The organism is Bacillus sp. Bwzl_19 (assembly GCF_054900515.1).
In genome coordinates, this window is the sequence record NZ_CM142729.1 from 475,175 (window position 1) to 487,060 (window position 11,886).

General features: G+C 43.8%; 15 protein-coding genes and 7 tRNA genes. 18 read left to right on the top strand and 4 right to left on the bottom strand.

The window, feature by feature from the left end; genetic code table 11:
* Positions 1–90 precede the first annotated feature (90 nt).
* The 9 genes from ACW5MY_RS02445 to ACW5MY_RS02485 all read left to right on the top strand — a co-directional run bounded on the left by ACW5MY_RS02445 (position 91) and on the right by ACW5MY_RS02485 (position 7,165).
* Complete coding sequence (locus tag ACW5MY_RS02445) at positions 91–912, top strand: STAS domain-containing protein (RefSeq protein WP_289394155.1); 822 nt, start codon at positions 91–93, stop codon at positions 910–912.
* Between the two features lie 4 nt (positions 913–916).
* Positions 917–1,282 (top strand): RsbT antagonist protein RsbS, encoded by a 366-nt coding sequence (rsbS, locus tag ACW5MY_RS02450; protein WP_003156180.1) that lies wholly within the window; start codon positions 917–919, stop codon positions 1,280–1,282.
* Positions 1,283–1,284: 2 nt separating this feature from the next.
* On the top strand, positions 1,285–1,686 hold the full coding sequence (locus ACW5MY_RS02455) for an anti-sigma regulatory factor (RefSeq protein ID WP_013351097.1): 402 nt from the start codon (positions 1,285–1,287) through the stop codon (positions 1,684–1,686).
* An 11-nt stretch (positions 1,687–1,697) separates the two neighbouring features.
* Positions 1,698–2,705 (top strand): PP2C family protein-serine/threonine phosphatase, encoded by a 1,008-nt coding sequence (locus tag ACW5MY_RS02460; RefSeq protein ID WP_013351098.1) that lies wholly within the window; start codon positions 1,698–1,700, stop codon positions 2,703–2,705.
* A 63-nt stretch (positions 2,706–2,768) separates the two neighbouring features.
* Positions 2,769–3,098, top strand: a complete 330-nt coding sequence (locus tag ACW5MY_RS02465; RefSeq protein ID WP_014469786.1) for an anti-sigma factor antagonist — start codon at positions 2,769–2,771, stop codon at positions 3,096–3,098.
* Positions 3,095–3,577, top strand: a complete 483-nt coding sequence (gene rsbW / locus ACW5MY_RS02470; protein ID WP_013351100.1) for an anti-sigma B factor RsbW — start codon at positions 3,095–3,097, stop codon at positions 3,575–3,577. Before ACW5MY_RS02465 ends, rsbW begins: the two co-directional genes overlap by 4 nt.
* Positions 3,543–4,331: an RNA polymerase sigma factor SigB gene (gene sigB, locus ACW5MY_RS02475; RefSeq protein WP_013351101.1), complete on the top strand. Its 789-nt coding sequence runs from the start codon at positions 3,543–3,545 to the stop codon at positions 4,329–4,331. Before rsbW ends, sigB begins: the two co-directional genes overlap by 35 nt.
* Positions 4,331–4,933, top strand: a complete 603-nt coding sequence (locus ACW5MY_RS02480; protein ID WP_013351102.1) for a PP2C family serine/threonine-protein phosphatase — start codon at positions 4,331–4,333, stop codon at positions 4,931–4,933. Before sigB ends, ACW5MY_RS02480 begins: the two co-directional genes overlap by 1 nt.
* Before the next feature lie 72 nt (positions 4,934–5,005).
* Positions 5,006–7,165 carry a Tex family protein gene (locus ACW5MY_RS02485; protein ID WP_014469788.1) on the top strand — a complete coding sequence of 720 codons (2,160 nt, stop codon included), beginning with the start codon at positions 5,006–5,008 and terminating at the stop codon, positions 7,163–7,165.
* A gap of 9 nt (positions 7,166–7,174) precedes the next feature.
* Here the strand turns inward: ACW5MY_RS02485 and cmpA are convergent, their stop codons facing one another.
* Positions 7,175–7,288 carry a cortex morphogenetic protein CmpA gene (cmpA, locus tag ACW5MY_RS02490; RefSeq protein ID WP_003156164.1) on the bottom strand — a complete coding sequence of 38 codons (114 nt, stop codon included), beginning with the start codon at positions 7,286–7,288 and terminating at the stop codon, positions 7,175–7,177.
* 99 nt (positions 7,289–7,387) lie between these two features.
* On the opposite strand from cmpA, the gene ACW5MY_RS02495 reads away from it, so the two are divergent.
* The 8 genes from ACW5MY_RS02495 to ACW5MY_RS02530 all read left to right on the top strand — a co-directional run bounded on the left by ACW5MY_RS02495 (position 7,388) and on the right by ACW5MY_RS02530 (position 8,674).
* A complete protein-coding gene (locus ACW5MY_RS02495; protein ID WP_013351104.1) occupies positions 7,388–7,837 on the top strand; it encodes a SprT family protein in 450 nt (149 codons plus the stop codon).
* A gap of 135 nt (positions 7,838–7,972) precedes the next feature.
* Positions 7,973–8,047, top strand: a tRNA-Asn gene (locus ACW5MY_RS02500).
* Between the two features lie 4 nt (positions 8,048–8,051).
* Positions 8,052–8,142, top strand: a tRNA-Ser gene (locus tag ACW5MY_RS02505).
* A 19-nt stretch (positions 8,143–8,161) separates the two neighbouring features.
* A tRNA-Glu gene (locus ACW5MY_RS02510) sits at positions 8,162–8,236 on the top strand.
* Positions 8,237–8,247: 11 nt separating this feature from the next.
* Positions 8,248–8,322: transfer RNA gene (locus ACW5MY_RS02515), tRNA-Gln, on the top strand.
* A 33-nt stretch (positions 8,323–8,355) separates the two neighbouring features.
* Positions 8,356–8,431, top strand: a tRNA-Lys gene (locus ACW5MY_RS02520).
* An 8-nt stretch (positions 8,432–8,439) separates the two neighbouring features.
* Positions 8,440–8,521: transfer RNA gene (locus tag ACW5MY_RS02525), tRNA-Leu, on the top strand.
* Between the two features lie 69 nt (positions 8,522–8,590).
* Positions 8,591–8,674, top strand: a tRNA-Leu gene (locus ACW5MY_RS02530).
* Positions 8,675–8,901: 227 nt separating this feature from the next.
* Here ACW5MY_RS02530 and ACW5MY_RS02535 read toward each other — a convergent pair.
* Both ACW5MY_RS02535 and ACW5MY_RS02540 read right to left on the bottom strand, forming a co-directional pair.
* Positions 8,902–9,849 (bottom strand): alpha/beta hydrolase, encoded by a 948-nt coding sequence (locus ACW5MY_RS02535; protein WP_462061661.1) that lies wholly within the window; start codon positions 9,847–9,849, stop codon positions 8,902–8,904.
* Between the two features lie 90 nt (positions 9,850–9,939).
* Positions 9,940–10,359 carry an organic hydroperoxide resistance protein gene (locus tag ACW5MY_RS02540; RefSeq protein WP_014471462.1) on the bottom strand — a complete coding sequence of 140 codons (420 nt, stop codon included), beginning with the start codon at positions 10,357–10,359 and terminating at the stop codon, positions 9,940–9,942.
* Between the two features lie 264 nt (positions 10,360–10,623).
* Here ACW5MY_RS02540 and ACW5MY_RS02545 point away from each other — a divergent pair, with 264 nt between their 5' ends.
* Complete coding sequence (locus ACW5MY_RS02545; protein WP_014469791.1) at positions 10,624–11,061, top strand: MarR family winged helix-turn-helix transcriptional regulator; 438 nt, start codon at positions 10,624–10,626, stop codon at positions 11,059–11,061.
* A 296-nt stretch (positions 11,062–11,357) separates the two neighbouring features.
* Here the strand turns inward: ACW5MY_RS02545 and ACW5MY_RS02550 are convergent, their stop codons facing one another.
* Positions 11,358–11,858 carry a DUF4367 domain-containing protein gene (locus ACW5MY_RS02550; protein ID WP_014469792.1) on the bottom strand — a complete coding sequence of 167 codons (501 nt, stop codon included), beginning with the start codon at positions 11,856–11,858 and terminating at the stop codon, positions 11,358–11,360.
* Positions 11,859–11,886: the final 28 nt, after the last annotated feature.

An 11,886-nucleotide genomic window follows, 5' to 3' on the forward strand; every position in this document is an offset into this window, starting at 1 on the left:
ACTTTTTTTGTTTTCGAAAAATATTAGCGCTATAATAAAGAGATAATCAAACAAAATATGTTGTTTTGTGTCGGGAGGTCAGCAAAACCCATGTCGAATCAGAAAGTGTATCAGTTCATTATTGATCAGCATGATGAACTGCTTGATACTTGGACATCCAAATTAAAAGAAGTAGGCAATCAGGAAGATTATCAGCTTACGTATCACATATCCGAAAATATCTGCAAAGACTATATAGACATTCTTTTATTATCGACAAAAAATGACGAGGCTGCGGAAGAGCAGATCAGCCAGCTCGCACTGCGCGCCGTTCAGCTCGGCCTTTCATTGAAACTTCTTTCAGTCACCCTGTCAGAGTTTTGGAAGCTGCTTTACGAAACGATGGTTGACCATGAGATGGCCGATCATGACAGAGCGGAACTGATCTTGGAAATAGACAGCTTTTTCAGTCCGATCAACACGGAAATTTTAAATCAGTATTCCATCTCTTGGGAAAAAACAGTTTCTCTGCAAAAAATCGCGCTGCAGGAACTGTCGGCTCCGCTGATCCCGGTATTTGAGCATGTAACCGTCATGCCGCTTGTCGGGACGATTGATACGGAGCGTGCGAAACAAATCATGGAAGATCTGTTAAACGGCGTCGTAAAGCACCGTTCACAGGTTGTCTTAATTGATATTACGGGCGTGCCGGTCGTTGATACAATGGTGGCGCACCACATTATCCAAGCATCAGAAGCGGTGCGGCTTGTCGGCGCGAAATGCCTGCTCGTCGGAATCCGTCCGGAAATCGCGCAGACGATCGTTAACCTGGGAATTGATTTGTCGCAGGTTATTACGAAGAATACCCTTCAAAAAGGAATTCAAACAGCACTTGAAATGACAAATCGAAAAATCGTTTCATTGGGGGAATAACATTGTGAGACATCCAAAAATCCCGATTCTGAAACTGTATAACTGCTTATTGGTATCCATCCAATGGGAGCTTGACGACCAGACTGCTCTGCATTTTCAAGAAGACCTGCTGAACAAAATCTATGAAACTGGCGCAAACGGGGTCGTCATTGACCTGACATCCGTCGACATGATCGATTCATTTATCGCGAAAGTGCTCGGCGATGTCATTACCATGTCAAAATTGATGGGCGCAAAGGTCGTATTGACAGGAATTCAGCCAGCTGTAGCGGTCACATTGATTGAACTTGGAATCTCACTTGAGGAAATCGAAACGGCGCTCGACTTAGAGCAGGGGCTTGAGACATTGAAGCGGGAATTGGGGGAATAGCGATGAACGACCAATCCTGTGTGAAAATCATGACAGAATGGGATATCGTAGCCGCCAGACAGCTTGGCCGCAACGTTGCGAAGGAATTAGGCTTCGGCACGGTGGATCAGGCCAGAATCACGACGGCTATCTCAGAATTGGCCAGAAATATCTACTTATATGCCGGCAAAGGCCAGGTCAGCATAGAACAAGTAAACGACAGAGGAAAAAAAGGCCTTAAAATCATAGCAGAAGACAAAGGACCCGGAATCGCGGACATCCGTAAAGTGATGGAAGACGGCTTTTCAACGTCAGGCGGATTGGGAGCGGGCCTTCCGGGCGTGAAAAGGCTGATGGACGAATTCAGCCTGCAATCTGTTGCGGAGGAAGGAACAGAGATTCAAGCCGTGAAATGGCTTCGGTAGGAGGTTAGAACGTGGATTTCAGGGAGGTTATAGAGCAGCGGTACCATCAGCTGCTTAGCCGTTATATAGCCGAATTAACAGAAACATCTTTATATCAAGCACAAAAATTCAGCCGAAAAACGATTGAACATCAAGTTCCCCCGGAGGAAATTATCAGCATCCACCGGAAAGTAGTAAAAGAACTTTATCCGGATCTGCCGGAAGATGTTTTTCATTCGCTGGATTTTTTAATAGAAGTCATGATTGGTTACGGGATGGCTTATCAGGAGCACCAAAGTCTGAGAGATATCCAGCAGGAGATTCGTTCAGAAATTGAAATTGCCGCAAATGTTCAGCAGACGCTGCTCGGCACAAAAATTCCTGAGGAAGAAGAGCTGGATATCGGGGCGATCAGCGTTCCCGCCAAACAGATGAGCGGGGACTATTATCACTTTGTCAAAGACAAGGAATCGATTAACATCGCGATAGCCGATGTCATTGGAAAAGGAATACCCGCCGCATTGTGCATGTCGATGATTAAGTATGCCATGGACTCTCTTCCGGAGATCGGCATTCACCCCTCCCAAGTGCTGAAAAATCTTAACCGCGTTGTAGAACAGAACGTGGATTCAAGCATGTTTATCACCATGTTTTACGCAAACTACAATATGAAAAGCCACCAATTTACCTATGCTTCTGCGGGGCATGAACCGGGCTTCTACTACTCTGAAAAAGAAAAAAAGTTTAATGACCTGGAGGCAAAAGGATTGGTGCTCGGAATTTCTCAGGATTTTGATTACAGCCAATATGAACAGCACCTGGACGAAGGAGACATGATCGTTCTTTTTTCTGACGGCGTCACCGAATGCCGTACCGAAAACGGTTTCCTGGAGCGCGGCGACATTCAGCGCATGCTGGAAGAACATATGGACTGCTCCGCGCAGGATATGGTCAAAAATATTTACGACAGCCTGCTGAGACTCCAGGATTTTCAGCTTCATGACGATTTTACGTTAATTGTTCTGAAAAGAAAGGTTTAGAAAAACGGCAGCACGGGTAAAAAGCCATTAGCACGAGTAAGGATAACTTTCAGAGGTGATACGATGAATTTAACAGTAGATATGAAGGAAAATCTTTCAGATATACAAATCAATATCGCCGGAGAAATTGATGTATACTCAGCTCCGGTGGTTCGTGAAAAGCTGATGCCCCTGGCTAACGAGGGGAAAAACATGAGAATCTGCTTAAAAGATGTGAACTATATGGACAGTACGGGTTTAGGCATTTTTGTAGGCGTGTTTAAAACGGTGAGCAAGGAAGGCGGTTCTTTGAAGCTTGAGAATCTTTCCGAAAGGCTCGTCCGTCTGTTTGAAATTACGGGGCTTAAGGACATCATCGATATTTCGGCAAAGTCAGAAGGTGGCGTGCAATGAGTACATCAGTTGATTATATAGAGATGAAAATTCCGGCCGAACCGGAATATGTAGGAATCGTCAGGCTTACGTTATCAGGTGTGGCCAGCAGAATGGGCTATACCTATGATGACATTGTAGATTTGAAAATCGCTGTCAGTGAAGCTTGTACAAACGCTGTCCAGCATGCATACAAAGATGAGAATAAGGGAGAAGTATCCGTGCGGTTCGGTGTGTTTGAGGATCGGCTGGAGGTCATTGTCGCCGATCAGGGAGACAGCTTTGATTTTGATCAAAAGCAGCAGGATCTCGGGCCGTACACACCTTCGCACACAGTCGATCAATTGTCAGAAGGAGGGCTCGGTCTATATTTAATGGAAACGCTCATGGATGAAGTCAAAGTTCAAAGCAACTCTGGCGTAACCGTTGCGATGACAAAGTATTTAAATGGGGAGCGAGTTGATCATGGCACAACCATCAAAAACTACGAAACTAACTAAAGATGAAGTTGATCGGCTCATACTCGACTTTCAAATACATGATAATAAAGAAGCCCAGGAAACACTTGTCGAGGTGTATACCAATCTCGTCGAAATGCTGGCAAAGAAATATTCAAAAGGAAAAAGCTTTCACGAAGATCTCCGCCAGGTCGGGATGATCGGGCTTCTCGGTGCCATTAAACGGTATGATCCCGAGGTCGGCAAATCCTTTGAAGCATTTGCAATCCCGACCATCATTGGTGAGATCAAACGCTTCCTCAGAGATAAAACATGGAGCGTACATGTTCCGAGACGGATTAAAGAACTCGGCCCCCGCATAAAAATGGCGGTGGATCAGCTGACGACAGAGACACAGCGGTCGCCGAAAGTCGAAGAAATCGCGGCCTTTCTCGATGTATCAGAAGAGGAAGTGCTGGAAACGATGGAGATGGGAAAAAGCTATCAGGCGCTGTCTGTCGATCACAGCATCGAAGCGGATGCGGACGGAAGCACCGTCACGATTCTTGATATCGTCGGTTCGCAGGAGGAAGGATACGAACGCGTCAACCAGCAGATGATGATCAAAAGCGTGCTTCATGTGCTGTCCGACCGCGAAAAACAAATTATCGATCTAACTTTTGTGCAAAATAAAAGCCAAAAAGAAACAGGGGACATTCTCGGAATATCTCAAATGCACGTCTCGCGCCTGCAGCGGAAAGCGGTGAAAAAACTGAGAGAGGCCTTGATTGGAGATCCCTCCATGGAGCTAATGTAATGATTCAGGTTGAAGAAAATGAACATGTGCAAACTCTTGTATACCAATTAAATAAAGAAGGCAAGTCCATATGCGGCGACAGCTTTTTTATAAAGGCGAATGAAGAGGAATTAGTCTGCGCGGTAGCGGACGGTCTCGGCAGCGGATCTCTTGCCAACGAATCTTCGTCAGCCATTAAAGACATCGTAAAGACGTATGCAGATGAGGATGTGGAAAGCATCATTGAGCGCTGCAATCAAGCGATGAGAAACAAAAGAGGGGCGACTGCCTCCATCTTAAAATTCAATTTCACCAAAAGGGAACTGACATACTGTTCGATCGGGAACGTCCGTTTCTTTCTGCATTCCCCATCAGGCGAAGTCTTTCATCCGCTGCCGATTTCGGGCTACCTTTCAGGCAAACCGCAGAAGTACAAAACGTATACCTCATCATATGAAAAAGGGGCAACATTCATCATCTATACAGATGGGCTGGAGGTTCCGCATATCCGCACCTGCTTAAAGCAGGGACACTCAATAGAAGTTATATCAAAATCACTTCATCCGTACACAACATCCAGACGTGATGATTTGACCTATATTCTCGGGCAGCTTTTATCGTAAGGCTGCTTTTTTTATGTTCCGCCGTTTTTTGATACACTAGAGAAAGAATGAAGAGATGGAGGCTTTTGTGATATGGAAACGTTAGCCCTTTTGAAAAAACAAATTGCTGAAGAAACAGCTTTATCCCAAAAAAATGTCGAAAGTGTCATCCGCCTGCTTGAAGACGGCAATACCGTTCCGTTTATTGCGCGGTACCGAAAAGAACAGACAGGCTCAATGGACGAGGTGCAGATTCAGGCAATCTCCGAGCGGTGGCAATACATACAAAACCTGACGCAGCGGAAAGAAGAAGTCATCAGATTGATCGCCGAACAGGACAAGCTGACGGACGGACTGAAACAAAAAATCGAACAAGCGGCCAAACTTCAGGAAGTCGAGGATTTATACCGTCCCTTCAAACAAAAACGGAAAACAAAAGCGACCGTCGCCAAAAGCAAAGGGCTTGAGCCGCTTGCGGACTATATTCTTTCTCTCCCGAAAGAAAACCGGCTCCATGAAATCGCTGATCAATATATCAGTGAAGAGAAAGAAGTCGCTACAAGAGAAGAAGCCATTGAAGGCGCGAAGCACATCATAGCCGAACAAATCTCGGATGATCCTCATTTTAGAAAGTGGATCCGCCAGGAAACGTATAAAAAAGGAATTCTCACATCCACGGCAGGCAAGTCAGCCGCAGATGACGAGAAAAACGTCTATGAAATGTATTATGAATACGAAGAGCCGATCCAAAAAGTCGTTCCTCACAGAGTGCTTGCGATGAACCGCGGTGAAAAAGAAGGCATTTTAAAGATTGCGATCGAACCGCCCGCCGATCAGTTGAAAGCTTATTTAGAAAAGCAAATCATCAAACATCGTGAAACGCCTGTGAAAGAAACGCTGAAAGAAGCCATTGAGGACGGGTACAAACGCCTGATCCAGCCGGCTATTGAGCGTGACATCCGCAAAGAGCTGTCAGAAAAAGCAGACGCGCAGGCGATCCATATTTTCGCTGAAAACCTGCGTAAGCTCCTGCTGCAGCCGCCGATGAAGGGGAAAGTCGTGCTCGGCGTCGATCCGGCTTTCCGTACGGGATGCAAACTGGCAGTCGTTGACGAGACGGGAAAAGTGCTGAAAATCGACGTTATTTATCCGCACGCTCCCGTCAAAAAGACAGCCGAAGCCCAGAAAAAAATCAAACAATTGCTGAACCGTTACGAAGTCGAGGTCGTGGCGATCGGAAACGGCACGGCATCAAGAGAGACAGAGCAATTCATCGTTGATGTGTTAAAAGAAACAGAGCGGGACATCTATTATGTTATCGTCAATGAGGCAGGGGCAAGCGTGTACTCTGCGTCAGAAATCGCCCGTGAGGAATTTCCGGATTTTCAGGTCGAAGAGCGGAGCGCCGTCTCCATCGCGCGGAGATTGCAGGACCCGCTGGCCGAACTTGTGAAAATTGATCCTAAATCCGTCGGCGTCGGGCAATACCAGCATGATGTCAGCCAAAAGCACTTAAACGAATCTCTCCGTTTTGTCGTAGAGACCGTCGTCAACCAAGTCGGGGTAAATGTCAATACAGCATCAGCAGCGCTGCTTCAATATGTAGCCGGGTTATCCAAAACCGTTGCCGGCAACATCGTCAAAAAAAGGGAAGAACTCGGCAAATTCACAAATCGCAAAGAGCTGAAAGAAATCCCGCGCCTCGGTGCAAAAACATATGAACAATGCATCGGCTTTTTGAGAGTGCCCGAAGGACAGGAACCGCTCGACCGCACCGGGATACACCCGGAAAGCTATAAAGAGACAAAGGCGCTGCTCAAAAAACTTCATCTCACAGCAGATCAGATCGGAAGCGCAGACGTAAAAGAGAAAATCAGCGCACTTCCGCTGTCTGAAACGGCAGAAGAGCTAGGAATAGGGGACATTACGCTTGCGGATATTTGCGGGCAGCTGACAAGGCCGGAGCGCGATCCTCGTGACGAAGTGCCGAAACCTTTGCTGAAAAAAGACGTTCTGCAGCTTGAGGATTTAAAGGAAGGAATGGAATTGCAGGGCACCGTCCGCAACGTCGTAGACTTCGGCGCTTTCGTCGATATCGGCGTCAAGCAAGACGGGCTTGTGCACATCTCAAAACTGAGCAATCAATTCGTCAAACATCCTCTTGACGTCGTATCGGTCGGAGACATCGTCACCGTATGGGTCGAAGGGGTGGACGTGCAAAAAGGCAGAGTGTCGCTGTCTATGGTAAAATAAAAGCACTGCTTACGAGCAGTGTTTTTTTCTGTAGAAGTACCAGCACTGGTTCAGCAGTTTGATTTGGTAATTGTCCTTTTCTAAAAACGCTTTTTGCATTTGTTTCATCAGCCAATTCGGCATGGCTCATTCCTCCTCAGCTTTTAGTTAGAGGGCGGTTTTAACACATTGTATGCGAACGGTGAATTGTCCCGTTCAATGTTTTTAAAGCGGGGTGCACTTATGGATAACGAACAACTTCAAAAGCTGACGGAAGACATCTCTGCACAAGATTTCGGAAAGCCGTTCCGCCACCGGGCCTTTTTCAATGACCGGCTGAAAACGACAGGAGGCCGGTACATGCTGTCTTCCCATAACATCGAATTAAACCGCAAATATCTGCTCGAACACGGCCAGAGTGAGCTCGAAGGCATCATTAAACACGAGCTGTGCCATTATCACCTTCATCTTGAAGGAAAAGGGTACAAGCACAGAGACAAAGACTTCAGAGAGCTGCTTCAGAAAGTCGGCGCGCCGAGATTCTGCACGCCGCTGCAAACAAAAAAGACAGAAAAGAAAACATATATGTATAGATGCACGGCTTGCGGCCAACAGTATATAAAGAAACGGGCAATGAATCCGGAAAGATATGCCTGCGGAAAGTGCAGAGGAAAAATCAAAAGAATTTTTTAAAAAGGCTTGACTCATTTCGGTGATCTATGTTAAATTATAAAAGTCGTTGAGAGACAGCGATACTTTCTCAAAAAAATAAATGTTGCTTCTTGACACAATATGTCGCATCATTTATAATGAAGAAAGTCTGATCATTCCACAGTAGCTCAGTGGTAGAGCTATCGGCTGTTAACCGATCGGTCGCAGGTTCGAATCCTGCCTGTGGAGCCATTATGGAGAAGTACTCAAGTGGCTGAAGAGGCGCCCCTGCTAAGGGTGTAGGTCGCGTAAGCGGCGCGAGGGTTCAAATCCCTCCTTCTCCGCCAGATAAGTTCTCAACCAGACGGCCCGTTGGTCAAGCGGTTAAGACACCGCCCTTTCACGGCGGTAACACGGGTTCGAATCCCGTACGGGTCACCATTTACCTTCGTTGGGCTATAGCCAAGCGGTAAGGCAACGGACTTTGACTCCGTCATGCGTTGGTTCGAATCCAGCTAGCCCAGCCATTTTATTTTAAAATTTTTAATCACTTTTAGAGCGAGCCATTAGCTCAGTTGGTAGAGCATCTGACTTTTAATCAGAGGGTCGAAGGTTCGAGTCCTTCATGGCTCACCACTTGTCACGCGGGTGTGGCGGAATTGGCAGACGCGCTAGACTTAGGATCTAGTGTCTTACGACGTGGGGGTTCGAGTCCCTTCACCCGCACTTTATTTTCAAAGTGCTGATCATGATTCACTAGCTTACATGCTTAGTGGAAAGACAGCTTCATAGCACGCGGTCGTGGCGGAATGGCAGACGCGCTAGGTTGAGGGCCTAGTGGGTGAATAACCCGTGGAGGTTCAAGTCCTCTCGGCCGCATCAATGATACCAAGGATTATAGAGATCCTTGGTATTTTTTTGTGCTTATTTTTAAATGATCTGCTGCCCGTAAACTGGCACTTACCTAAAGTAAGTTCCGTTATTCCCACGTGAATATATTTGCGATAAGGTATTGAATCAATATACGATCCACTCAATTATTTGAGTGGATCTGTTTGTTTTTTATTTATTTGCAGCAGTCTCTATGTGACGAAACAATAGATTCATTAAAACCCTTTACGCAGCCAGGTTGTGGCAAGATCAATTGCTCCGCGCGCGGCTTCAGTTTTAGCTAAGGCGTTGAGCATCACGAAGTCGTGAATGATACCTTGGAAACGTACGGCAGTGACCGGAACACCAGCTTCACGAAGTTTATTGGCATATGCTTCTCCCTCGTCACGAAGTACATCAGCTTCAGCTGTGATAATCAATGCAGGTGGAAGCCCTTGAAGTTGCTCAGTAGTTGCACGCAGAGGTGATGCTGTAATCTCAGCACGCTCGTTCGAATTGGTTGTGTACTGATCCCAAAACCACATCATCGCGTCCTTGCGTAAAAAGTATCCTGTAGCAAACTGGTGATAGGATTCCGTATCGAAAGAAGCGTCTGTTACCGGATAGAAAAGTAATTGTTGTCGGATATTCAAGTCACCTCGTGCTTTGGCCATTAGCGTGACAGCAGCAGTCATATTGCCTCCAACACTATCACCTGCAATTGTTAGACTCTCTGGATTCATGCCGTTCTCACGGCCATTTTCAGCTGCCCACTTCACTACTGCATAGATTTCTTCAATGGCTGTGGGATATTTTGCTTCTGGAGATAAGGTGTAATTTGGAAAGACAATAGCAGCTTGTGCTCCAACTGCTAGTTCACGGATGAGCCGATCATGTGTATGCTCATTACCAAATACCCAGCCGGCCCCATGAATGTACACAATGACAGGAAGGTGCGCAGGCGCTTTCTGTGGGCGCATTATTCTTACTGACACCTGTCCGCTCGGTCCTCCTGAAATCATAATATCTTCAATATCAACTGGCAGTTTATCAATTGGGTCAGATTGAACCTCATCTACAGCTTCTCGTCCTTTCTCAGGTCCAAGGTCGAATAGATAAGGTGGGTTCGCGGTTGCTTCTGCAAATTCTTGAGCTGCTTTTTCTAATTGTACTTTTTTCAACATAGATCTCTCTCCTTATTTGAAGGTTGGTCACCTATATGTTTTAATCAAATTTTTTTATTCTATTACCTATTGATCTTGGCATCTTTCGTCTTACATTGCTGTTGTAATGATTTGTACATCAATATTTCCGCGAGTAGCTTTAGAATATGGACATACCTGATGAGCTGCATGTGTTAATTCTTCTGCTTGCTCTTGAGATACCCCTTGAATTTCCACCTCCAAAACAACTCCGATTTTATAACCATTATCACTTTCATCTTTTAATAAACTTACTTTACCAGTAACAGCTGATTCGATTTTTAATCGTTGTCTTTGGGCTGCTAAATGAAGAGCACTGTCATAACAAGCTGAATAGCCTGCCGCAAATAATTGTTCTGGATTTGTAGCAGTGGATACTTGATTTGGTTTTGGCATAGCTAAATCCAAATCAATAATAAGATCATTAGATTTTACATGACCTTCTCTTCCACCTTTTGTTGTAGCTTCTGCTGTAAAATATACTGTCATCATCAAACACTCCTATAAATTAAATTTAACACAATTGAATTTTAAACAATTAAATTAAGGTTGTCAATTAAATTTTTAAAAATTGAATTGTTAACAATATAAATTCGCGATTAAAATCCTTGATAGGAGATCATATTATTGGTGATAGATTTTTTGTGATTTTGTATAAATTATGATTAATTAAATTGTTAGTCATTCAATTTTACTTAATGTAATTCTTGTGCTATTATGTGTAATAATGAATATAAATATTGTGAGGGATATAACATGAAGAATGATAAATTACTGTTAAGTAATCATCTATGTTTTGCGATTTACGCAGCTTCCCGTGAAATGATAAAGTTATACCATCCTCTCTTAAAAGAATTAGGAATTACTTATCCACAGTATTTGGTTCTTCTTGTTTTATGGGAGAAGGAAAAAATATCTGTTAAAGGTTTAGGCGAAGAATTATATCTGGACTCCGGAACATTAACTCCAGTTTTAAAACGACTTGAGGAGCGAGGTCTTATTATAAGAGAGCGTTCAAAAGAGGATGAGCGAAGTGTAATTATTACGTTAACAACTGAAGGGAACGAGTTTAAAGAAAAAGTCACATTGATTCCTAATGCAGTATTTGATAAAACCGGTTGTAATGAAGAAGAAATTAAAAGTTATAACAAGGAAATTCGTAATTTACTTAACATGCTGACAACTGAGCAATAGTTTTATGAATATAGATGGTTTTGCTATTATGAAGTCTAAAGTGCTTAGTTTAAGGGCCCTGCGGGTGAATAACCCGTGGAGGTTCAAGTCCTCTCGGCCGCATCAATGATACCAAGGGTTTTGACGCCCTTGGTATTTTTTTGTTTATAGAAATTTATCTGTTACTGCCCACTTACTTATAGGCGTAAGCTCTCACGTTTCCTGGATGTCAAATAACAATAATGATATGCAAGGTTGGTATTATGTCACGGTGGATGGTCAAGTGCAAACATAAAAAGCCCAAAGATGGGCTTTTTTTATTTCATTGATTGTGCTAACTGAACCATTTCAGTATCCTTTAAGTTAGAGCTATCCATTTCTACATAGGTTCCGTTTTGTACCCATCTTAAAATGCCGCCTTTTGTTCCATCAGCCCATCTTTCAAATATACCTTTCTGTCCATTAATAGTAACGTTTTTAACGTTTTTTCCATCTGAATAACGTAACGGTTGATTTTTAAATTTGCTTTGTGCAATTTCGACCATCACATAGTTTCTGTAAGCATGGTCTTCATAATTAAGTCTTGTCATGCTTATTTTTTTGTCTTGATTTAGATAATTTTTTATGGTTAATTTCCAATTTGAAGAAGTGTCTTTAGGTACTAAAACATGAAAATCTGCATGTTCTTTTAAATAAGATAAATCTTTTCTTGAAAAATTTTCTACAGCGAAGTCTGAAGTTGCAGTAACTTTGAGATTTGACCAAGGATTTAAAAGAAAAACAAGTGAAAGTGATATTCCAATCAGAGAATATTTCATTTTAATTGCTCCTTTTCTGTTAATAAGC

Bases quoted from the DNA above. Each gene is read 5' to 3' on its own strand.
- ACW5MY_RS02445 (WP_289394155.1), top strand. From the start codon at position 91: ATGTCGAATCAGAAAGTGTATCAGTTCATTATTGATCAGCATGATGAA.
- ACW5MY_RS02455 (WP_013351097.1), top strand. From the start codon at position 1,285: ATGAACGACCAATCCTGTGTGAAAATCATGACAGAATGGGATATCGTA.
- ACW5MY_RS02465 (WP_014469786.1), top strand. From the start codon at position 2,769: ATGAATTTAACAGTAGATATGAAGGAAAATCTTTCAGATATACAAATC.
- rsbW (WP_013351100.1), top strand. From the start codon at position 3,095: ATGAGTACATCAGTTGATTATATAGAGATGAAAATTCCGGCCGAACCG.
- sigB (WP_013351101.1), top strand. From the start codon at position 3,543: ATGGCACAACCATCAAAAACTACGAAACTAACTAAAGATGAAGTTGAT.
- ACW5MY_RS02480 (WP_013351102.1), top strand. From the start codon at position 4,331: ATGATTCAGGTTGAAGAAAATGAACATGTGCAAACTCTTGTATACCAA.
- ACW5MY_RS02485 (WP_014469788.1), top strand. From the start codon at position 5,006: ATGGAAACGTTAGCCCTTTTGAAAAAACAAATTGCTGAAGAAACAGCT.
- cmpA (WP_003156164.1), bottom strand. From the start codon at position 7,288: ATGCCGAATTGGCTGATGAAACAAATGCAAAAAGCGTTTTTAGAAAAG.
- ACW5MY_RS02495 (WP_013351104.1), top strand. From the start codon at position 7,388: ATGGATAACGAACAACTTCAAAAGCTGACGGAAGACATCTCTGCACAA.
- ACW5MY_RS02535 (WP_462061661.1), bottom strand. From the start codon at position 9,849: ATGTTGAAAAAAGTACAATTAGAAAAAGCAGCTCAAGAATTTGCAGAA.
- ACW5MY_RS02540 (WP_014471462.1), bottom strand. From the start codon at position 10,359: ATGATGACAGTATATTTTACAGCAGAAGCTACAACAAAAGGTGGAAGA.
- ACW5MY_RS02545 (WP_014469791.1), top strand. From the start codon at position 10,624: ATGAAGAATGATAAATTACTGTTAAGTAATCATCTATGTTTTGCGATT.
- ACW5MY_RS02550 (WP_014469792.1), bottom strand. From the start codon at position 11,858: ATGAAATATTCTCTGATTGGAATATCACTTTCACTTGTTTTTCTTTTA.